Source organism: Paenibacillus sp. FSL L8-0470 (assembly GCF_038008625.1).
GTDB lineage: Bacteria > Bacillota > Bacilli > Paenibacillales > Paenibacillaceae > Paenibacillus_AQ.
The window spans coordinates 1,770,232-1,791,777 of sequence record NZ_JBBOZM010000001.1 but is presented as its reverse complement, the minus strand read 5'-3'; the positions used below and the strand labels follow the sequence as shown (position 1 = coordinate 1,791,777).

The 21,546-nt window shown below is 52.6% G+C and carries 23 protein-coding genes; 3 read left to right on the top strand and 20 right to left on the bottom strand.

Annotated features, from left to right (window positions below; genetic code table 11):
• Positions 1–68: 68 nt before the first annotated feature.
• Entirely contained in the window at positions 69–1,601 is a 1,533-nt protein-coding gene (gene arfA / locus NST99_RS08315) for an arabinosylfuranosidase ArfA (protein ID WP_341090998.1), read from the bottom strand.
• 344 nt (positions 1,602–1,945) lie between these two features.
• Here arfA and NST99_RS08310 point away from each other — a divergent pair, with 344 nt between their 5' ends.
• Together NST99_RS08310 and NST99_RS08305 are read left to right on the top strand one after the other, a co-directional pair.
• Positions 1,946–2,902 carry an ArsR/SmtB family transcription factor gene (locus tag NST99_RS08310; RefSeq protein ID WP_341090997.1) on the top strand — a complete coding sequence of 319 codons (957 nt, stop codon included), beginning with the start codon at positions 1,946–1,948 and terminating at the stop codon, positions 2,900–2,902.
• Positions 2,903–3,044: 142 nt separating this feature from the next.
• Positions 3,045–3,203: a hypothetical protein gene (locus NST99_RS08305; protein ID WP_038587909.1), complete on the top strand. Its 159-nt coding sequence runs from the start codon at positions 3,045–3,047 to the stop codon at positions 3,201–3,203.
• 115 nt (positions 3,204–3,318) lie between these two features.
• On the opposite strand, the gene NST99_RS08300 is transcribed toward NST99_RS08305, so the two are convergent.
• The 16 genes from NST99_RS08300 to NST99_RS08225 all read right to left on the bottom strand — a co-directional run bounded on the left by NST99_RS08300 (position 3,319) and on the right by NST99_RS08225 (position 16,513).
• A complete protein-coding gene (locus tag NST99_RS08300; RefSeq protein ID WP_341090995.1) occupies positions 3,319–4,089 on the bottom strand; it encodes a class I SAM-dependent DNA methyltransferase in 771 nt (256 codons plus the stop codon).
• 51 nt (positions 4,090–4,140) lie between these two features.
• Complete coding sequence (locus NST99_RS08295) at positions 4,141–5,073, bottom strand: CvfB family protein (protein ID WP_341090994.1); 933 nt, start codon at positions 5,071–5,073, stop codon at positions 4,141–4,143.
• Positions 5,070–5,417: a ribosome silencing factor gene (gene rsfS, locus NST99_RS08290; RefSeq protein ID WP_038587902.1), complete on the bottom strand. Its 348-nt coding sequence runs from the start codon at positions 5,415–5,417 to the stop codon at positions 5,070–5,072. Before rsfS ends, NST99_RS08295 begins: the two co-directional genes overlap by 4 nt.
• Positions 5,417–5,992, bottom strand: a complete 576-nt coding sequence (gene yqeK, locus NST99_RS08285; protein ID WP_076110520.1) for a bis(5'-nucleosyl)-tetraphosphatase (symmetrical) YqeK — start codon at positions 5,990–5,992, stop codon at positions 5,417–5,419. Before yqeK ends, rsfS begins: the two co-directional genes overlap by 1 nt.
• The gene (locus NST99_RS08280; protein ID WP_341090993.1) at positions 5,964–6,566 is read right to left on the bottom strand and encodes a nicotinate-nucleotide adenylyltransferase; all 603 of its coding nucleotides are present in this window, start codon (positions 6,564–6,566) and stop codon (positions 5,964–5,966) included. Before NST99_RS08280 ends, yqeK begins: the two co-directional genes overlap by 29 nt.
• 76 nt (positions 6,567–6,642) lie before the next feature.
• Positions 6,643–6,936 (bottom strand): ribosome assembly RNA-binding protein YhbY, encoded by a 294-nt coding sequence (gene yhbY, locus NST99_RS08275; protein WP_038587894.1) that lies wholly within the window; start codon positions 6,934–6,936, stop codon positions 6,643–6,645.
• Positions 6,937–6,973: 37 nt separating this feature from the next.
• Positions 6,974–7,864, bottom strand: coding sequence for a shikimate dehydrogenase (aroE, locus tag NST99_RS08270; RefSeq protein WP_341090991.1), 891 nt, complete (start codon positions 7,862–7,864; stop codon positions 6,974–6,976).
• A gap of 20 nt (positions 7,865–7,884) precedes the next feature.
• A complete protein-coding gene (gene yqeH / locus NST99_RS08265) occupies positions 7,885–9,012 on the bottom strand; it encodes a ribosome biogenesis GTPase YqeH (RefSeq protein ID WP_038587889.1) in 1,128 nt (375 codons plus the stop codon).
• Entirely contained in the window at positions 9,009–9,536 is a 528-nt protein-coding gene (locus NST99_RS08260) for a YqeG family HAD IIIA-type phosphatase (RefSeq protein WP_038587886.1), read from the bottom strand. Before NST99_RS08260 ends, yqeH begins: the two co-directional genes overlap by 4 nt.
• A gap of 87 nt (positions 9,537–9,623) precedes the next feature.
• Complete coding sequence (locus tag NST99_RS08255; protein WP_341090988.1) at positions 9,624–11,858, bottom strand: DUF4129 domain-containing transglutaminase family protein; 2,235 nt, start codon at positions 11,856–11,858, stop codon at positions 9,624–9,626.
• On the bottom strand, positions 11,855–13,102 hold the full coding sequence (locus NST99_RS08250) for a DUF58 domain-containing protein (RefSeq protein WP_341090987.1): 1,248 nt from the start codon (positions 13,100–13,102) through the stop codon (positions 11,855–11,857). The genes NST99_RS08255 and NST99_RS08250 overlap by 4 nt, the downstream gene beginning before the upstream one ends.
• A gap of 2 nt (positions 13,103–13,104) precedes the next feature.
• Positions 13,105–14,061: an AAA family ATPase gene (locus NST99_RS08245; RefSeq protein ID WP_038587881.1), complete on the bottom strand. Its 957-nt coding sequence runs from the start codon at positions 14,059–14,061 to the stop codon at positions 13,105–13,107.
• Between the two features lie 255 nt (positions 14,062–14,316).
• Positions 14,317–14,673 (bottom strand): stage V sporulation protein AE, encoded by a 357-nt coding sequence (spoVAE, locus tag NST99_RS08240; RefSeq protein WP_341097591.1) that lies wholly within the window; start codon positions 14,671–14,673, stop codon positions 14,317–14,319.
• Entirely contained in the window at positions 14,673–15,707 is a 1,035-nt protein-coding gene (gene spoVAD / locus NST99_RS08235) for a stage V sporulation protein AD (protein ID WP_341090985.1), read from the bottom strand. The genes spoVAE and spoVAD overlap by 1 nt, the downstream gene beginning before the upstream one ends.
• Positions 15,708–15,710: 3 nt before the next feature.
• Positions 15,711–16,208, bottom strand: coding sequence for a stage V sporulation protein AC (gene spoVAC / locus NST99_RS08230; protein WP_445744956.1), 498 nt, complete (start codon positions 16,206–16,208; stop codon positions 15,711–15,713).
• Positions 16,209–16,342: 134 nt separating this feature from the next.
• A complete protein-coding gene (locus tag NST99_RS08225; protein ID WP_341090984.1) occupies positions 16,343–16,513 on the bottom strand; it encodes a hypothetical protein in 171 nt (56 codons plus the stop codon).
• 152 nt (positions 16,514–16,665) lie between these two features.
• Between NST99_RS08225 and NST99_RS08220 the strand changes: the two genes are divergently transcribed.
• Positions 16,666–17,739, top strand: a complete 1,074-nt coding sequence (locus NST99_RS08220) for a M42 family metallopeptidase (RefSeq protein ID WP_341090982.1) — start codon at positions 16,666–16,668, stop codon at positions 17,737–17,739.
• A gap of 66 nt (positions 17,740–17,805) precedes the next feature.
• On the opposite strand, the gene NST99_RS08215 is transcribed toward NST99_RS08220, so the two are convergent.
• The 3 genes from NST99_RS08215 to NST99_RS08205 are packed head-to-tail and all read right to left on the bottom strand — an operon-like array spanning position 17,806 to position 21,468.
• Entirely contained in the window at positions 17,806–18,951 is a 1,146-nt protein-coding gene (locus NST99_RS08215; protein WP_341097589.1) for a mannitol-1-phosphate 5-dehydrogenase, read from the bottom strand.
• A complete protein-coding gene (locus NST99_RS08210) occupies positions 18,951–19,385 on the bottom strand; it encodes a PTS sugar transporter subunit IIA (RefSeq protein WP_341090980.1) in 435 nt (144 codons plus the stop codon). Before NST99_RS08210 ends, NST99_RS08215 begins: the two co-directional genes overlap by 1 nt.
• Positions 19,386–19,401: 16 nt before the next feature.
• Positions 19,402–21,468, bottom strand: coding sequence for a BglG family transcription antiterminator (locus tag NST99_RS08205; RefSeq protein ID WP_341090978.1), 2,067 nt, complete (start codon positions 21,466–21,468; stop codon positions 19,402–19,404).
• Between the last annotated feature and the right edge of the window lie 78 nt (positions 21,469–21,546).

Below are 21,546 nucleotides of genomic sequence, written 5' to 3'. Positions count from 1 at the left end.
TCTACAAAAATGTTTTTGCAAACAATGAACTCAGTTTGTAGCCTGTCAGGGAACTCCAAAATCCAAAATCAGTTCACCTTGCCTAAACGAATCACATTCCATGAGGCCTTGGACAGCAGAGTCTCTACAAAACCATCCTTGCATTCGGTTCCGGTTGCTTGTCTTGGTTTCACATGCTCTTCCTTGGCTGTATTAACCGCTTTCAGATCCTCATGATGGAGCTCAATATGCTCGATTAACCGGTAGCCCTCAAATCCGCGCACATCGCATTTTAAATGCAGGGCTTCTTCCAAATGCCGGTTAATGGCGAAGATCGTTAGCTCATCGGCTTCCTCATTATACACAAGGGCACTGTCGAGATATGGAACATCGGTATAGTCCTGAGCGTCATATTTCGGCGAATTGACAATCGGCTGAAGCGAAACGCCGCGCCCGTATTTGGAGGTATGCAAGTATGGATAGAAGATTGTCTGCTTCCAGGCTGCTCCACCCGCTTCTGTCATAATGGGTGCAATTACATTTACAAGCTGTGCCAGACAAGCCATCTTCACACGGTCCGCATGTCTGAGGAAGGTAATAAGCATACTGCCGATCAGCAGGGCATCTTCAAAATTATAATGATCCTCAAGCTGCGGCGGACCTACTGTCCAAGGCTCAATCTTCGTATCCGACTCATTGGAGTGGTACCAGACATTCCATTCGTCAAAACTGAGATACATCGTTTTCTTGCTGCGCTTCTTGGCTTTGATGTAATCACAGGTGGCCGTTACGGTGCGGATGAAATGCTCCAGGTCCATGCTGCGTGCCAGGAAATTGGCAGAATCGTTGTCCCGGTTCCCATAATATTGATGAAGGGAAACATAATCGGCTACTTCATAAGTATGTTCTAAAGTTACCGCTTCCCATTCCGGGAAGGTCGGCATCGCTGAGCTTGAGCTTCCACAGGAAACCAGCTCAATATCCGGATCTATCAAGCGCATCGCCTTGCCGGTTTCATAAGCCAGCCTGCCATATTCTACAGCTGTCTTCTGGCCGATCTGCCAGGGTCCATCCATTTCATTGCCGAGGCACCAGGTTCTGATCTTATGCGGCTGCTCCACACCATGATTGCGGCGCAAATCACTCCAGTAGGTTCCGCCGGGATGATTGCAGTACTCCAGCAAGTTACGTGCGGCATCAATACCTCTCGTACCCAAATTGACAGCCATCATCACCTCTGAGCCTACTTCCTTGGCCCAGCTCATGAATTCATTCGTACCTACCTCATTAGGTTCAATAGTTCTCCAGGCCAGCTCCAGCCGCTTCGGACGCTGTTCTACAGAACCTACGCCATCTTCCCAATTGTAGCCGGATACAAAATTCCCTCCGGGATAACGGATAATCGGTACACCCAGTTCCTTGACCAGTGATTTCACATCACCTCTGAAGCCAAGAGAATTGGAGCTGGGATGACCAGGCTCATAAATTCCGCCATATACTGCACGGCCTAAATGTTCAATAAAGGAGCCGTAAATCCGTTTATCCACTTCAGCGATAACAAAGGACTTATCGGCGATAAGCGTCGCTCTTAGTGTGTCTGCCGACAATCTCATCACTTCCATTTCACATTTTTATTAATTAATTAAAAAACATTTGAATGTATTCGCTTACAGATATAAAATAACATATATAAGCCCTCATGTAAACATAAAAGTATAAACCTTTTTATATGTATCCAAAATAAAATCAATTAAAGGCTACTTTCAGAAAATAATAGGTCTTTTTCATCTTATATCACTAAAGTACCTTTATGAATATGTGAATCAAAGGACTAATTAGCTTAAAAAATGACTTAAATTTAATTGTATTACACAAATAAAGGAAGAAGTCTTTCCTTTTTACCTCAATTAGTTTATAATTTTATAAAATAGTCTTTCATGACGTCCGCGGAGGAAGGTATTGTACAATGATTTATATTAAAGATTTAATGAGTGGCATTGATATTTTCAAGGCACTGAGCTCCGAGATTCGCATCCAGATCCTTGAGCTGCTTGCCACCAATCAAGCACTTAACCTGAATGAAATCGCCAAGAAGCTGAATCTCAGCAATGGCGCCATCACGATGCATATCAAGAAGCTGGAAGAAAGCGGCCTGATCGAAATTAATACTTCTGTAGGCAAACATGGCATTCAGAAAGTCTGTTACCTTAATAAAGATAAGCTGATGGTTGATCTCCGCAGCAAGGATGTCGACAACCTGTATGAAGTTGAGATTCAGGTTGGCCATTACAGCAACTATCAGGCTGTTCCTACCTGCGGGCTGGCCACCAAGGACAGCATTATCGGTGACTTCGACGAGCCGCGCTATTTCGCAGATCCCCAACGGATTGATTCGGAGATTATCTGGATGGCTGAAGGATTCCTGGAATACCGCATTCCGAACTATCTTAAGGCCAATCAGACCTTCCGTGAAATTCAGTTCTCCATGGAAATTGGCTCAGAGGCCCCCGGTTTCAGCGATAACTATCCTTCAGACCTCTACTTTTATGTAAACGGCATCGAAATCGGTTACTGGACCAGTCCCGGAGACTTCGGGGATCAGCGCGGTACCTTTAATCCAGACTGGTGGCCTCCTCACCTGAATCAATACGGGATGCTCAAGCTGATCCGGATTAACAATGAAGGAAGCTTTATCGACGGCTGCCGCATTTCGGATATTACCCTTGATGATATTAAGCTGGACTACAAAAGCGAGCTGACCTTCCGCATTGCCGTTACCGACAAGCCGGTCAACAAACGCGGACTGACCATTTACGGCAAGCATTTCGGCAATTACAGCCAGGATCTGATGGCCCGCGTGCTTTATAATGTACATGAGGTTGAAGAAGTTGGCAGCTGTGTTTCCATGACAACAAGCGAGTAAGCACATAAGGACCATCCCCGGCGGCTAGCCAGAAGATGGTCTTTTTTTATGTCTATGTGAAGCATTTTTTGCCTGTATAATTGTTATCGGCTTAACCCACACTAACCGATGTCTCCCATACCACCGAGAAGGAGTGTTTCATATGCGTGAAGGTCTGATCCCTGCCGTTCTTGGTACCGTAGTTTCCGCTTCCGGCGCAGCTTTTCTGGGAAGCAAATACAAGCTGGCCGCAACCGGCGTGCTTGGCTTTGGTCTGGCGCATATTGTCTTAGGCGCGATCGATTTGTTTGAGCACCGGTAAAAGGTTGGAAGATGCCGGCCCTTGCTTATGTACGGGCCGGTTCCTTATAGGAACAACCGGATTTAACGCAAAAAGGCCCTCACCCTCCGGGCAAGGACCCACATAAGCATATGGTTTATTTCACTGCTACATAAAACAGCCGCTGGGCACTGTCATCCGCCTCTACCCATTCGAAGTCGGCATAGGTCTTCACATCACTGAACCCGGCTTTCAGCAGTTCCGCTGTCATCCACTCCGGATCATAAGCCCGCTGCACATGAGTCTCCTCAAAGCGGCGGTACAGATTACCCCGTCCCTCTTCACGAACAAAGATAGACAGATGATGCTCAATTTCCCGCCGCGGCACATCCAGCTCACTGGTCCAAATATACGATATGGAGGGCTCATTCATGAAAAAGGGCTGCTCTTCCTCGTAACGGATCAATGTATTGGGATGATGCACGTCAAACAGAAAGGTTCCTCCCGGCTTAAGACCGGCAAAGGTACTGGCGAAAACTGCTTGAACGTCCTGCTCTTCCAGCACATAGTTGAGGCAATCACAGAAAGAAATAACGGATTCCACCGGTTCCGGCAGCTCCCATTCCTTCATATTTTGCCTTACCCAGCGCACACTGCCCTCCCGCAGGAACCTGCGGCCCTGCGGATGCTCCTCCAGCTTCTTTTGCGCCACAGACAGCATGTCAGAAGAGAGATCAATGCCCGTCATATGATACCCTGATGCGGCAAGCGGAATGGTAATGCTGCCGGTTCCGCAGCCGAGTTCGGCCACGGTGAGCGGCTTTCCGTGCAGCTTCCAGGCGGTTTCCGCAAACTCCAGCCAATCCGGATATGGCATATCGGCCATAAGCTCGTCGTATACATATGCAAATTTCCCATAGGAAGACACTGCGCACACCGCTTTCTATAATTACCTGTAATCAAATACTGTCATAACCGCTTATTTCTCCGTTGTTCCTTCATCGCCCTGATTCTCATCCGGAGCTGTGTCTTCCTTGCCTGCAAGGTAGGTCCAATTCTCCTTCTGGGTAATAAGGCCTTCCTTCATCAGCTTGCCCATCGCCCGTTTGAAGGCCGACTTGCTGATGCCGAAGCGCTGCTTGATAATATCCGGAGGCGTAGAATCCGAATACGGCATGGCACCGCCCGGGCGGGAATTCAGAAAGTCCAGCAAGGCAGCGGAATCCACATCACGTCCCACTTCCTTGCGGTGGGTCATGGAAAGGTTGACCCGGCCATCCTCGCGGATATGTGAGACCCGGGCTTCAAACTGCTCGCCCAGACGCAGCAGACGGCTGCGTTCCGAGGAATGAACCATTCCGATAATGCCGAAGCCCAACACTCCGCCGTCCACAAGCACGAAGGTGCCCATTTGCAGCGGCTTGTACACTCTTGCGGTTACCATTTGCCCCATCCATGAGGTTGGCGCAGGAAGCGCCAGCGGAGCAAGCTCCTGTTCACCGGCCAGCTTGGCGCGGAGACGCCCCTGTTTGTCGTGCTCCATCATAACAAATACTTTGTCACCAACCTGAGGGCGCAGCTCGATCAGTTCAGGAAGCTCGCGGATCGGCAGCAGAAGCTGGCGTCCAAGTCCCATTTCCAGAAAGCAGCCAAGACGGGGATGAATATCCGCGACTTCCAGCAGTGCCATTTCACCAAGTGTCAAAAAAGGCTTCTTCATTGTTGCCGCAAGCCGGTCTTCCGTATCGAAGAAGATGAATACTTCCACTTTATCGCCCGGCTTGGGCTTGCTGCCAACCAGCTCCGTATAATGCAGCATAACATCCTGATCACCGGCACCCAGGAAGTAGCCGTAAGGCGATACTTCCCGGAGTACATCCAGTTTAACTACAGTTCCGGCAATCAGACTCATACGTTCTCCACAATCTTGGCGTCAGACCACAGGCGCTCAATGTTGTAATATTCGCGTTCATCGCGGTGGAACACATGCACAACAACATCACCAAGATCCATCAGCACCCAGCGTGCCGCGTCCATACCTTCGATTCCGCGGATCATACCGCCTGCTTCATGAACAACCTTGCGTACTTCGGTGGCAATCGCTTGCACCTGGGTATCGGAATTACCATGACAGATCACAAAATAATCACTGATTGGGGAAACATTGCGCAGATCCAACGCAACAACATTCATCGCTTTTTTATCTTCCACAGCTTTTAAAGTCAGTTCCAGCAGCTTGCTTGATTGTACACTCATTATTTATCCTCCAGTATTCTTACTAGATCATTACGCGCCAGCACCGTTAACGGAAACACAATCCGGCGTTTCTGCAGCAGCAGGCTGATCGTCGAATCAAATCCGGCTATCAGCCCTTCCTCCAGACTTACTTTGGAAAGCCTGCGTATTTCGTCCACACCGGGAAAATCCCGTCCGGGCTCGATATAATCGGCCAGACAGACAATCTTCTCGAGCAGGCTCATGCCTTCACGGCCCGAAGTATGATAGCGTATGGCTCCCAGCACTTCGGCATCGGTAATTTCATAATCCCGTTCCGCTACAAATGCCCCCACTTCCGCATGCCACAGCTGCTTATCGTAGGATAACAGCTCGGAGGGCAGACCATTCTGCTCTATAATTTCCTTCATTCTCTCCACAGGCCAATATTTGGCTACATCATGCAGAATCGCTGCTGTCTCCGCACGGGCAGGATCAGCTCCATAGCGCTCAGCCAGCTTCACTGAGGATTCCATTACGCCAAGGGTATGCTGCCAGCGCTTATCTGGCATCTGCGAAGAGACCGCTTCAATCAGCGCTTCCCGGCTGTAGGCCATACAATCCACTCCTTTGCACATAATCGAAAACCTTGTCCGGTACCATATAACGGATTGATTTTCCTTCAGCGGAGCGCGCCCGGAGCATCGTGGACGAAATATCCACCAGCGGCATGTCCGCCAGCAGCACCTTGTCAGCGATATAGCCGGGCAGCGCTGCCAGATCCAGCGGAGTGCCCGGACGGCCCACACCGATAAAGGCCAGACGCTGCACAAGTTCTTCAATCCCCTGCCATTTGGGCAAATATTGCACCATATCCGCACCAATGATGAAATAAAACTCATGGTCCGGGTATTCCTGCTGCAAGCTGCGCACGGTCTCGAGTGTATAGGAAACGCCGCCTCTGAGGACTTCCCAATCCAGCGTGCGGAAAGACTCATTGTCCTCGACCGCACACTGCACCATCGCCAGCCGGTCTGTACCCGAAGCTCCGGCTTCATGCTTATGGGGCGGGATATGCGAAGGCATAAACCAGACCTCTTCCAGCAAATAGGTGTCCCTCGCAGCTTCCGCCGCCATCATATGTCCTATGTGAAGAGGATCAAAGGTTCCTCCCATTATTCCAATTTTCAAGAGAGGCCTACCTCCTCTTATCTTCCTGCGAAATGACTCCATGTGACTGGTAAGACAGCCGCAAGGCGCAGCTTGCCTAGCGTGGAAGCTCAATCGTTTTGTTGTCGCGTGACTCTTTGTAAAGAACGATGGTCTTGCCGATAACCTGCACCAGCTCGGAGCCGGACTGCTCAGCCAGAGCAGCACCGATTTCCTTCGGGTCATCCGCATTATTGTTAAGCACGCTGATCTTCATCAGCTCGCGTTTTTCAATAGCTTCTTCAATGTGACGGACCAGGTGGTCGTTCACACCGCCTTTGCCGACCTGAAAGACAGCGTCAAGATGATGAGCCAAAGAGCGGAGATAGCGTTTTTGTTTTCCAGTTAACATAAATGAACAAACCCCTTAATTAACATATATTATTACCCTAAACTTGCGGATCCATTTCACTGGCACTGCCGCCGAGGCAGTCGATAATCGTCTGCCGCATAATATCCACAGGTGCAGCCTGCCCTGTCCAATACTCCAGCGCATAGGCGCCCTGATATACGAACATTCCCAGACCCCCATGAATTGTGCAGCCCCGCTTCAAGCCCTCGAGCAGCAGCCGGGTACGCAGCGGATTGTAGATAAGATCGCTTACGACCATCCCTTCACGCAGCAGTCCGGGATCCATCGGTAGGTCATCCGGATGGGGAAACATTCCAACAGATGTGGTATTGATTACAATATCCGCATCCTTAGCCGCTTCCGTGATTTCATCCATGCCCACTCCGGCAACCTTGCCCCGGCCCTGGAATAATGCCGCCAGTTCCCCGGCCTTCCCGGCAGTACGGTTAGCGATCTTAACCGAATACGGCTTTTCGGCCAGCAGAGCGCTGACAATCCCTCTCGCCGCGCCCCCGGCACCGATTACCAGAATACGGGTTCCGGACAGATCGGGAACCGCTTCCGCCTTCAGCGAACGGACATAACCGATGCCGTCCGTATTGAATCCGGTAAGTACCCCGTTGTCATTGACAATTGTATTCACTGCACCTACAGCAACCGCACTTTCATCCATCTTGTCCAGATACTCCATCACCGCAACCTTATGCGGTATGGTTACGTTGACTCCGCGAAAGCCGAGGATCTTGATGGCCTGCACCGCATCGCCAAGCTGATCTCCGGTAATATGCAAGGGGACATAAGCCCCTTGTATGCCCAGCGCTTTCAGCGCGGCCCCGTGCATGATCGGGGATTTAGACTGGGCAATCGGATCACCCATAACCCCCAGCAGCAGATCCGTATTTCTGTCATTTCCGTTTGCACTTGTCACAGGCAATCCCCCACCCTTTGTCAGATCAGCGAAGGGCGGGTAACCACCTTCACGCCGCGCGGAACGTGAACGGCCACAACGGCACCTTCGGTTCCGTTCACCTTGATCCAGCCCAAGCCGGAGATGAACAGATCGGTCTGGCTGCCCCGGCTGATTCGGAATTCATGACGCTGCCACTGCGGCAGCTTGTCCATGTCGGCAGTTACCGGTGGAGCCAGCATCACACCACGGTGATCCTGATACAGGGAATCCGCACGTTCCAGCTTCGTACGGTGAATCTTGAGCGTAGTGCTGATGAAGCAGGTGAAGGATTGCCGGGCACCCTGAATGAAATCAAAACGCCCCAGACCGCCGAAGAACAGCGTCTGGCCTTCATTCAGCTGATATACCGCAGGTTTGAGCGGATTTTCCGGCATAACGGCACCGAGGTCCTTGCGCTCCACCAGTTCACTGTACCGCCAAGGATATACAATTCCCGGAGTATCAATGATATAGTGGCCGTCATCCAGCGGGATTTTGACCGTATCGAGAGTCGTTCCCGGATAACGCGAGGTCGTCAGTTCCTGCTCGAGATCGCTGTAATCGGAAATAAGCCGGTTAATTAGCGTGGATTTGCCTACGTTGGTTGCCCCAACGACATAGACATCACGCTGTCCGCGAAGCTCATTCACTGCTTCCAGCAAACGTTCGAACCCTTGATTGCGCTTCGCGCTGCAGAGTATAATCTCCGCAGTCCGCAGTCCATGCTCCTTGCAGCGCTGCTGCATCCAGTTACGCAGCTTGTTCCAGTTCGTTACCTTGGGAAGCAAATCACATTTGTTCACTGCAAGAATAACCGGATTATTGCCAACAAAACGCTGCAGGCCGGAAATCAGGCTGCCTTCGAAATCGAAGAGATCGACAATATGCACAACAAGCGCGTTCTTCTCGCCCACTCCGCTGAGCAGGTGAAGAAATTCATCCTGGTCGACGGATACCGAAGAAGCTTCATTATAGTTTTTGATGCGGAAACAGCGCTGGCAGATAACCGGTTCCCGTTCAAATGCAACCTCCGGAATATAACCCGGGAGATCCTTCTTTTCGGTCTGCAGCTTAATGCCGCAGCCGCTGCATTTTACAGGGCGCTGTGTTTCATTCTGTTGATTCATTGGGGTTTATCCTCCTCATGCCACAATCCTTGCTTGCGAAGCCGTGTCAGGGCAATCTGCTCGATCCGGCGGTTAATTCTAGTTCCAATACCTTCATCCTTCACGGAGATGGGCAGCACCAGTACCGTATACAGGCCGAGCCGGTTGCCGCCGAATACATCCGTAAGCATCTGATCGCCAACTACGATCGTCTGTTCCGGCTTCAGATCCATCAGCTTCATCGCCTTCACGAAAGGCGTATTGATCGGCTTGCGGGCCTGATGTACAAATTCAATATTAAGCGGCGTTGCAAAGCGTGACACCCGGTCCATGTTATTGTTCGACACAATGATCAGCTTGAAGCCCAGCTCTTTCACCTTCTCGAACCATAACAGCAGCTCCGGAGTGGCCAGAGGCGCTTTGGCGCCGACTAGCGTGTTATCCAGATCCGTAATGATACCACGGTATCCCCGGCTGTACAGCTCTTCCAGCCCAATATCAAATACCGTATTCACCCGGAGTTTTGGAACCAACCTTTCAAACAATACGTTCACCTCGATTTCATACGAAAAACTATATCATACTCTTTGCGCTTCGCAAATGAATCTGCGACGATGTTAGGACTGCCACGTTTATTTATCTGATTTCAAGAGACTGTGCAGCCGCAAAGCTTCAGTATACACGCTGCGCCAATCTTTGTCTTCTATAACATCCGGGCTGTACTTCGCCTTCTCGAACATTTGCAGCAGCGACGCCAGACTTTCTGCAGCTGCCGGACGTTCACGGCTCCAGCGGGCCACCGATTCACGAAGCGTTTCGTGCTCTTCTTTAAGCATGCCCTTTCTGCGGGCATACTTTACCCACCGCTCGGTTTCAGCCACAACTTTCTGCACCGGAGACAACGGTTTGCCGTTGCGCAGCCGCCCAAGCAGGAACCGGAGACTGAAGCGGTAATGCCAGAGCAGATAACCTCCCCACAGCAGCAGCACTGCCGCAGCGGCCGATACGGCCCATACGCCCACATGAAGGCTTCCACCGGCTTTGCCGGGATCTGCCACCTCTTGTTCAGGCTCAGGTTTATCCTCTTCCGGCTGTATATCTTCCTTACTCTCAGGCTCTTCGCTCTGTGTCAGAAGAGGGACATTAAAGCCCGGGGTCGCTTCGACCGGAATCCAGCCGTATTCACCGAAATAGATTTCCGCCCAGGAATGGGCATCGGCATTCGTAATCGTATAATTATTATTGGATAATCCCTGCTGGGCCAGACTGTCCGGCAGCTGTGCCTGTTCACCGGGTGCATATCCCTTGACCCAGCGTGCCGGAATATCCAGCGAACGCGCCATGGTCACGAGTGCGGTGGAATAGTAGTCGCAGTAGCCTTCCATAATCTCGAACAGGAAACTCTCCACGAAATCCTTGCTTTTGCCGCGTGACAGATCCGGCTGATTCGAGTAGGGATAGGTTTGCTGCAGATATTGCTGGAGCAGCACAATTTTGTCATAAGGGGTCTTCGCGCTTGCGGTTATTGTCTCTGCCAGCTCTGTGACCCGCTCTGGAAAATTGTCGGGCAGTTGCAGGTATTGCGTATTATTCTGGCCGGTGTACAGCTGATCGAAGGTCTGTTTGCTCAGCTCCTGCACGGATACGACTGGGACCTCCGAAGTAAGCACATAAGTCTGGGGATAGTTTCCGCTGTTCCCATCCGTATCCCACAGCATTTCACTGTCTGTGCTTCTCCATAATAAGCGGCTGCTCTGTTCCTTGCCGTCTATGGAATCGACCTTCGCAATGGAATAGGCTCCGAACAATACCGGATAATCAATGTTCCCAAGCAGCTTTACCGTCTGCTGCAGGGTCTGCGTCTCCACCTTGGAGCCGGGTTCCCTGTCCAGCTCTTTGCCTACGGCTGCCCCGGACAGCGGACCGCGTGTAAGCCGGTCGTCATCACTCCATCCTTTTCCGGAATATACGCTGCGGGTTTCCCCCCGCATGTAGGAACGTATATCCGAGGTCACTGTCATGACTGGCGAATAATCATAGTTAAAGCCCCCGCCCAGATTATCGTCGTTCATACTATAACCCGAAGTAGTCCTTCCTGCAGAAGCATCACTGGTTCCGGCATTTGTTGTTCCCGATGTGCCGGAGCTTGCCGATAATCCGGTGCCGTTCCATTTATGCCAGGCGGTATAAGGATCTGTCAGTGTCGGCCGCACCTCTGGCATGTTCACACCTGTAATAATGACAAAGGAGAAAATGATGGCGATATTAATGAAGATCTTGAAAGGATATTTCAGCAGATAAGTCCAGCCGCGGGGATAATGCAATTGAAAGCTTCTCAAATGCTGGGTAACAAGCCAGCCCATCCCCGCGAACACCGTCCAGGCGACCTCCTGCCAGAGTACGGCCGAAGTGAAGGAATCCAGTGCCGCAAAGGCTACAATATTCGTGGTGATAAACAGCAGAATCCGCGCCTTGGAGGAGACCCACCACGATGACAGGAGCAGCAAGGCCAGCGCACCCGCAGCAAACCATAGATATGGAACCATATTTATGGCGATGTCAGACAGACGGTCGCGCAGCGAAGGCAGCCAGGGATCAGGAACATAGAGTTCGTAGCGCAGAATTACCCTGTACACGAAATATAGCATGGCGCAAACTTCAAGAATCAGCCGGTATCCCCGTTTAACAGGTAAAAGAATTTCAATAACCCCCGCCGCAGCCAAGGTCAGCAGTACGGCGGCAGTGGTCGCCTTCAGCCAGATGGGCTCTGTATAAGTGAGCCACTGCAGGGCGATAACCATCAGCCATAGCAGACTGAAGGAGTAATGCCATGAGGACTTCATCCCGCTCCACCAGCGTCTCATCATACTTTATCACCTCCGAGCACTGAGGGCAGCTCCTGAAGCGAACTTACGCTATAGCCGGTTGCCCCGCGGGATTTCAGCACATCCATCCATTCTACGCCGCGGTTGACCGCTGCAGGATTGCGCACATGAATATGGGAAGGCGTCATTCCCCGGCTCTCCGCCCAGCGCATCACATCCAGTACAGGCTGTCCGCTCTGCGGACTGATCAATACCAGATAGGAACCTTTGGGAAACATACGGTGTCCTTTGTCCAGCCTGGGAACCAGCGGCCCCCGGCCTTCCGCATTAATGTCAATCAAATATTGGATCATCTTCTGCCGCTCCGCAGCGCCCTCGGCAGGCATGAAAATCTTGGTGTTCTTGTCCAGACAGCATAAACCGATGCCGATCCGGTCGCGGATCCCAAAGCCGAGCAGGGAGGCGGCAATGGACACCGCCAGCTCAAACTGGTTCGAGCCGGCATATACCATGGCGCTGCCGTCCAGCACAATCATCGTCTTGGGTACGGATTCATGCTCGAATTCCTTGGATTTCCAGTTACCCGTCTTGGCGGTTGCATTCCAGTGGATTCGCGTCAACCGGTCGCCATAGACGTAATCGCGGACCCCGTTGATCTGCGTTGTCTCTCTCCGGGAATGGAGCAGCGAGGCTTGCTGCCCCGCCAGCCGTGACTTCCGCTCATAAAGCTGCCAGCGCGGCACGAATACCGCACGGGGCAGTACGCGGAATTGCCCTTCGGCCATAAAGGTGCCCTTATGCTCCACCAGGCCAAAGATATCCTCACTCAGGATATCCGTTCCTTCGAACGTATAGCGGCCGCGCTCCAGTGCCGGCGTCTGAAACAGCAGCTCCCCCTGCCCTCTCAGGCTGGGAACCATGCTCTCCTCAAATACCCAGGATTCGCCGTTATGGCGCTTCAGAATCTCTCTCACCACCACATACGGCAGAGGCAAAAAGCCTGGAATTGTAACGTCCAGCTTTACCCGCAGAAAGCCCCCCGCATAGAGCAGATCAGGCTTGTCCAATTCGGAATACAGGCTGCGCGTGCCTTTGGCCCGCCGTACTCCGCCTAAGCCTCCTATCATCAGATATATCATTAGTACAGATACCATTATAAACAGCATGAATGATGTTTTGCCGCCCTGAAACAGTACGTAGAGCAGCGTGATGCCCCAGATCGCAAGGATGCCGGCGAATTTCCCCGGCTGAATGACAGCTGCCGCTCCGGACAAATACCTTTTCATCATTATTGCCTCATCGTCACAGGCACATGTATGCTCTGCAGCAGCTTCTGAAGCAAGGAATCTACGCTGATATTATCCAGCCGCGACTCCGGACGCAGCAGAATGCGGTGTCCCAGCGCATACGGAGCAAGAATCTTCACATCATCAGGAAGGACATAATCGCGCTCCTGCAGGAAAGCATAGGCTTTGCAGGCCATCATGAATGAAAGCGAAGCACGGGGGCTGGCACCAAGCAGGACTAGCGGATGCTCTCTGGTCTGGCGGACAATATCCAGCAAATAGTTCAGCACAGGATCGCTGATATAAATTTCGCGGATTTCTTCCTGGATAGCCGCAATTTGTTCCATGCCTGTTACCGGGGTAAGCCTGTCCACCGGCTGTCCCTCCTGATGGCTCATCAGAAGATTCTTCTCGGTAACCGCATCGGGATAGCCAAGGCTGATACGCAGCATGAAACGGTCAAGCTGTGCTTCGGGCAGCGTGTAGGTGCCTTCGAAATCAATCGGGTTCTGAGTCGCACAGAGCATAAACGGATGCGGCAGCGGATACGTCTCTCCGTCGACGGTTACATTCCGTTCTTCCATTACTTCAAGCAGCGCAGATTGCGTCTTGGTTGTGGCACGGTTGATCTCGTCAGCGAGCAGAATATTCGTCATCACGGGACCGGGACGGAAATGAAACATCTCATCTCGCGGATGATAGACCGATACCCCCGTTATATCACTAGGGAGAATATCGGGATTGCACTGAATCCGGCGGTACTCCCCGGACATTGATCTGGAGAGCGCCCGAATGAGCTGGGTTTTACCCGTTCCCGGAACATCCTCGATCAGGACATGCCCACCGGCCAGCAGCGCCGTAAGCAGCAGCTCTATTTCAAATGTTTTGCCGAGTATACAGGATTCCAAATTATGGCGGACAGCCTTCATGATGTGAATTGATTCTTGACGTACGGGCATATATAGTAAACCTCCTATGTCAGAATAAGCGCAATACATATATTTTACATGATTATGGGTCCCAAAGTACATTATTGCAGCCCGGAAATTAAAGATACACCAAACCATGGACAAGGAAATCTCTCTATTATATAGAAGGAAAAATATTGTTCCTATAGAAATGATTATAAACCGAATCCGTTTTTCTATTCAGACAGACCAAAAAAAGACCGCCAATGTGGCGGCCGGAAAAGAAAACCTATAGTTTTCAGCTGATCAATGCGTCCCCTTAGGCCGTACAAGCACGGCTGCCAGAAATGAGAATACAATAGCTGATGAAATCCCCGCACTGGTCACATCGAAAATCCCCGTCACCACGCCGACCCAGCCGTCCCGCTCAAGTTCCGTTAGTGCTCCGTGCACCAGCGAGTTACCAAAGCTGGTAATAGGGACGCTAGCCCCCGCTCCGGCAAATTTCACCAGCGGGTCATACAGTCCAAACGCGTCAGCGATCGCTCCAGACACGACAAGCGTACTCATCGTGTGAGCCGGTGTCAGCTTCAGCACATCGAACATAAGCTGCCCGATGACACAGATGGCGCCTCCAATCAAAAATGCCCATACATAAATCATCATGCTCCTTCACCTCCGCTCTCCAGCGCTACAGCATGTGCCACGCACGGTATGCTTTCTCCCTGCTGATAGGACAGCGGCGAAAGCAGCGCTCCGGTTGCCACGATCAGCACCCGCTTCAGCTCGCCTTTTTTCATCCGTTTGAGAATATGTCCATAGGTGACCACCGCCGAACAGCCGCAGCCGCTCCCTCCGGCGATGACATATTTCTGCTTGTCGCGATCATAAATGAGCAGCCCGCAGTCATCAAATGTCGTCTGCTCCATGGGAATGCCTTCTTTGGCCAGCAAATCTTTGGCAATAGGCAAACCGACGGAAGCCAGATCGCCGGTTACAATTAAATCGTAATGGCCCGGGGACAAGCCCGTATCGCGAAAATGTGCAGTTATCGTATCCGCGGCGGCCGGAGCCATGGCTGTGCCCATATTAAAAGGGTCCGTCAGCCCCATATCCATAATGCGTCCAAGGGTTGCCGAAACAACATAAGGGCCCGCAGCGGAGCCGTCATTGCGGCCGACAATGGCACAGCCCGAACCGGTTACGGTATACTGGGCCGTCGGCGGCTTTTGGGAGCCGTATTCGACTGGATAGCGGAATTGCTTCTCCACGGTACAGTTATGGCTGGAAGTTCCCGCGAGCGCGTATTTGCCCCCGCCGGAATCCACGATCATCGAAGCGATGGCGAGACTCTCCATGGAAGTGGAGCATGCGCCAAAGACGCCAAGATAGGGTACACCGAGCTTTCGGGCTGCGAACGAGCTGCTGATAATCTGATTCATTAAATCCCCGCCGACGAAGAACTCCAGCTTCTCCTGCTCGAGTCCCGCATGCATCAGCGCCAGCTTGGACGATTTCTCGAAGAGGGCTCGTTCTGCCTTCTCCCATGTCTGTTCACCCATTTTGAGCGAGTCATAGATAAAATCAAAATCGGAAACTAAAGGGCCTTCCCCTTCTTCCGGCCCTACTACTGCGGAAGAACCGAGAATGACAGGACGGGTAGTAAATTGCCAGGTCTGGCTGCCAAGCTGCTTCATAGTTTAGTGAGAACCTCCCCAGCCCATAATGGCATAAACTACCCCGACCACAAAGGCCGCGACGACACCGAATACAATAACAGAACCAGCCAGCTTGAACATGTTGCCGCCGACCCCGAGCACAAGTCCTTCCGCACGGTGTTCAAGCGCGGCAGAACACATGCTGTTGGCAAAGCCGGTGACCGGAACTGCAGAACCCGCTCCTGCCCATTGAGCTATTTTGTCGTATACACCGAAGCTGGTCAGGATTACGGAGATAAGGATCAAAACCGCAACGGTAGGGCTTGAGGCTTCCCTGGAGGTCATATCGAATATCGCCATAAAAGCCTCCGTGATGCCTTGTCCGATTACGCAGATCAAACCGCCCGACAGAAAAGCCCGGATGCAGTTTTTGAACACAGGACGACTGGGCACATACGGCTTGGACAATTTCTCATAATCCTGTGGGGTCATGGTGTCAAGCCGGAGCTTGACACCGGACTTTCGAGTTTTGGCCGGCAAATGAGGACACCTCCTGGAATGTATGCGAGGGGAGGGCTGAACCAGTGAGTGCGGACATTTCCCCTCGGACTTTTCTTCGCTTAGAAGTTTTTCCTTATTGTTCGCCGTAAGCGGCTTCGTTATGTCTCCCCAGTTCAGGTAAAATACAACAGTATTACAATCAGCAATATAAACAGAATCAAAATCAGCACAGCTTCGCGCTCCGGCCCATACCGGCGGAGGTATCTTCTCGGCACCCCGCGGGCATTCACTTTACCGTAGAAGCCCTGCGGGTTGTCCGCTGACCTGCTTTCTGCCACCCTCATCTTCCTCGCTCCCTTTCCCGGCTCCTGCCTGCAGAGCCATTACTGCATATTATTCGCAAAGGTGGCGCCCAGTGTTCATTTACCCCTTTGAAGACATGGACAAGTAGCGCGACAATGTTCATACTAGACAATAGTAAAGGAGCGATATGTATATGAATCAAGAAACGACCAATCTGTTCAAAACATTGACTGAATTCCCCGCAGCTCCGGGCTTTGAGCGCGAGTTGCGTGCCTTTGTCAAGGATGCTATGACACCGTATACCGAAGAGTTCGTCCAGGACCGCCTCGGCAGCCTGTTCGGAGTCCTGCGCGGTGAAGAGAACGGCCCCAAGATTATGGTAGCCGGACACTTTGATGAGGTGGGCTTTATGGTCACCGGCATCACGGACAACGGAATGATCCGCTTTCAGCCGCTTGGCGGCTGGCTGGCTTCAGCCGTAGCTGCACAGCGGCTGCAGATCATTACACCGAAAGGGACTTTGACCGGCGTTGTCGGCAGTACGCCAATCCATCTGCTGAGTGAGGACGAACGGAACAAAACCGGTGACATCCGCAGAATGTACATAGATATCGGTGCAGACAGCCGGGAAGAAGCCCAGAGCTATGGCGTAGCTCTGGGGCAGCAGATTCTGCCGATCTGCCCGTTCACCCCGCTGGCCAATCCGAAGAAAATCATGGCCAAAGCGTGGGACAACCGCTATGGCTTAGGCCTTGCCATTGAGCTGGTCAAAGCGCTGCACGGCAGAAAACTGCCGAACACCGTCTTCGCCGGCGCTACGGTCCAGGAAGAGGTAGGCCTGCGCGGTGCCCGCACAGCAGCTAACCTGCTGTCGCCGGACATCTTCTTCGGCCTGGATGCCAGTGCCGCCGCCGACATGACCGGCGACCGCCAGGCCTTCGGCCAGTTGGGCCAAGGCGCGCTGCTGCGCATTTACGATCCGACGATGATAACCCACCGCGGCCTGCTCGAATACGTTCAGGATACGGCAGATACCCACCGGATCAAATACCAGTATTTTGTCTCCCAAGGCGGAACCGATGCCGGACAGGTGCATGTCAGCGGAATTGGCGTGCCGTCCACAGTGATTGGAATCTGCTCACGCTACATCCACACGTCCTCTTCCATCATTCACAGCGATGATTATGATGCCGCCAAAGAGCTGCTGATCAAGCTTGTGGAAGGACTGGACCGCACAACGCTGCAGACCATTATTGAGAACAGCTAAGCTAAGTTAGACGAAGAGCCGCAGGGGATATGACCTCCCCTGCGGCTTTTTATGATGCCCTCATCGTTATTTCAGTTTGTCATACTCTGCCATCACCGACCGGTGCACCGCATGATCTGCGGCCAGACCGGTATATTTCGTAACTGCCGCTGCCGCACCAAGCTCCGCGACAGCCGCCTGAAGCTCAACCGCTTCCGGATCATCGCTCACGTTGAACAGCAGTGCTGCCGCCATGGAGCGGGTCAGGGCCGTGTATTCAAGCCCTCTGTCAAAAGCCTGGAGCGCCGGCGATACCAGCCGGTCATTCGGCGACAGCTTGCGGATCGGTGAACGTCCTACACGGCTAACTTCATCCGTCAGAGCCGGATTGCGGAAGCGCTCCAGTATTTTGTCGATATACTTGCTATGCTGCTCCGCGTCGAACCCGTGCTTCTGAACCAGCACCGCCCCTGTCTCCTCCAACACTTCGCGCACAAGCCCGGTCAAACCCTCATCCGCCATGGCCTGCTGGATCGTCCCGTATCCGCGCAGGTACCCGAGATACGCTGCCGAGCAGTGCCCGGTATTCACCGTAAACAATTTGCGTTCAATATAAGGCTCAAGATTATCTACATAGTGAACACCTTCTACCGGACGGTAACCCGGAAGCATCTGAGAAGACTCTACCACCCACTCATAGAATGGCTCTACCACTACCTTGAGGATATCCTCATGCTGCTGCAAAGGAACAATCCGGTCTACAGCCGCATTCGGAAAAGCTACGGATATATCCGCTTTGGCCTGGACTTCTGAATCAAGCTTGGCGTATACGAGCTCTTTCAATTGCGCACTGCCGCCGATGGCGTTCTCGCAGGCGATGACATGCAGCGGAGCGGTGGAACCTGCAAGCCGTCTGCCGATCCCCTCAGCCAGCACCCCTGCAATATGCTTCAGGATGGATACTCCAACCGCTGTCGTAACAAGATCCGCTCCGGCAATGGCCGCGGCAACTTCTTCGGCATGGGTTACACTGCTTAGTGCAGTCACGTTCGTCACGATCACCGTTTCCCGACCCTCGCTGGCCAGCATCACCGGATATTCCCCGCGTTCTTGAAGCTGTGTGACGAAGGCTTCATTCACATCGACGAAGGTGACCTCATAGCCTGCCTGCGACAGAAGCAGACCGATAAAACCTCTGCCGATATTGCCGGCACCGAAATGAACAGCCTTCATCATTCCAGGCCTCCTTCAAAGATGGCGATCACATCGGCCGGGGTTGGCGCATTCATGACCCGCTCAATAGCATCCTCTTCCGAGAAGATCATCGCCACATTCGTCAATATCTCCATGTGCCCGTCACCTGCCGCTGCAATGCCGATCACAACAAAGGCCGGCTCATCTCCGCCAAAATCAACACCATCCGGAAAGCGGATAATGGATAATCCGGTAGATTTAATGAAGGGTCTGGCTTCTTTGGTTCCGTGGGGAATGGCCAGTCCTTCGCCCATATAAGTGGAAACGACCTCTTCGCGCTCAAGCATCTTCGGCACATATTCTTCCGTTACATGTCCGGCATCCACAAGCAGTCTTCCGGCCATGGTGATCGCCTCGTATTTATCTTTGGCAGCACCGTTCATAATCACTTTATTCTCTGACAGTATACTCATATGGTTTCTCTCGCTTTCACATTTTATTTTCGAAAAAACGCAGCAGCTCTGACGACAGATATCGCCTGATCTCGGACTCCGTGCGCTCCTCAAGCAGCTTCACCAGCTCGGAATTAAGCAGCATTGCACTGATTTCACTCAGCACTTCCAGGCTTTCCTTGGACAGCTTGCGCGGTGCAAGCATCAGCAGGATGACCCTGACCTCGGTACCCCCATCCAGAACAACCGGCTGCCGCAGACGGTACAGCGTCAGGGAAGACATCAGGATGTGGCTGCTTCTTGCATGAAACAGCGCAAGCCCAGTGTCCGGAATGACCTGGCTGGCCATCCTTTCCCGTTCCAGCAGCCGCTCCAGCAGGATATCTGCATCACCGACCACCCCGCTGCCATCCAGAAAATCGAGCATCGCCGAAATCGTTGCGGGAAGCGTTATCCCGCTATTATCAAGCGGATAGAAGCGGAACCGCTCCAGCAGGCTGACCGTTTCATCCAGCATGCCCTGGTAGCTTTTCAACCGCTCCAGGGAATGCTCTTCACTCGCTGTTCTGTCGTACTCGCCTTGCGGAACACTATCCCGTTCTCTCAGCGTGGTGTTCTGGATATAACTCAGCAGTTTTTCTATTTCTTCCCCTGTCAACAGAGGACTAATTTTGATATAGCGGTCTTTGTCGAGCGGCAAATCAATCGTTGAAATAATCAGATCGTAGTCAACCTCAGGCAGCCGCGCCGCTTCGTACCAGGAAATATTGCCGAGAATTTCAATCTGCGGCATTTCTTTGGCCAGCCGGGTAGCCAGCAGCCGGGAAGAACTGAGACCGCTGGCGCAGACCAGAATTGCCCGGACGCCCCGCCTGAGCTGATTCAGACGTTCGACAGAAGCGCCGAAATGCATGACCAGAAATCCAATTTCCTCATCGGGGATGTCCAGCTCCAGCTCCAGCTCCTCCACCGCGGCCCTCACAATCTGGAACAAATATTCATAATCCTTACGGATGGGACCCAGCAGCGGATTGCGGATACGGGTTCCCTCCCGGAGCCGCTTGAAAGCCGGATCCATATGCTCCAGCAACCCTTCCCGCAGGGAGCGGTCGCTTTGAAACGGAACTCCCGTCCGTTTGACCACGTTCTCCGTCAGCTTATATACAATCTCCATCAGCTCAATATCACCGTAGGCGAATCCGGCTGAGGAGAATGATTCCTGGACCCTGTCGAACAGACCGGCTATATATAGAACCTCTGCCCGCGGTATCTCAGCTCCCAGTGCCTGGCCCAGCCGCTGCCCAAATTGCTCGGCGGCGGCAATATGGCGGTGATCGGACATTCGGGGATATCCTGCTTCCCCGCCGTTGTCGATACTCCGGCCAATCTCAATCCGTCTGGTGGTTACCGCGAGGCCAAGCAGCATTTCCATATAAACGATTTCCGGCAGTTCCGCCGTCCATTTCCATTCCATATCCCACAGCGTGTTCTCCACATCCATCAGATTGGTTTTGCCTACCGCATCCAGAAGAATCCGGAAAACCGGACTGCTCGCGGGCTGCGGATTATGCCCCACCAGATCTGAAAGATCCAGATGCTCAGCGGCCAGCCGGCCAATCGCCCTGCGCTTATCAATCTCGCTGCCGGTAATCTCAACACCATAGCCCCGCCTGCGGACCAGCTGCAGGCCGAACTTGCGGACCCAAGGCTCAAGTTCATCCAAGTCATAGCTCACTGTAGCCACCGTAACTTTGAGCCAGTGGGCCAGTGTGAACAGCTTCACTGGCTCTTCTGCCTCCAGCAAGGAGCAGAGCTCATACACCTTGCGGTCCTCGCTGGAATGTTCCGCTGGCTTCTCTTCCCGTAAAAACAGGCGCAGCTCGGTAAGACCGGCCGCCGGGCCGCTCAACTGAATTCCTTTTCCTGATTTACGGATCAAATCCAGACCGAAATCCGCCAGCGTAAGCTCGATGTCCTCCATCTCCCGGTGAACCGTTCTTACACTCACACCGGTGCTCTCGGCGATTTCGGCGGCAGTAATCTCTTCACTGACCCCTAAGAGAAGCCAGATGATTTGACGCTGCCTCGCGGTAACTTTTCTCATAACCGTGTACCCCCGCCCTAAATGGAGACAAACGCCGGCTTTGCGGGCCAGCGTCTCCTGAGTTAGCGTTATACATCA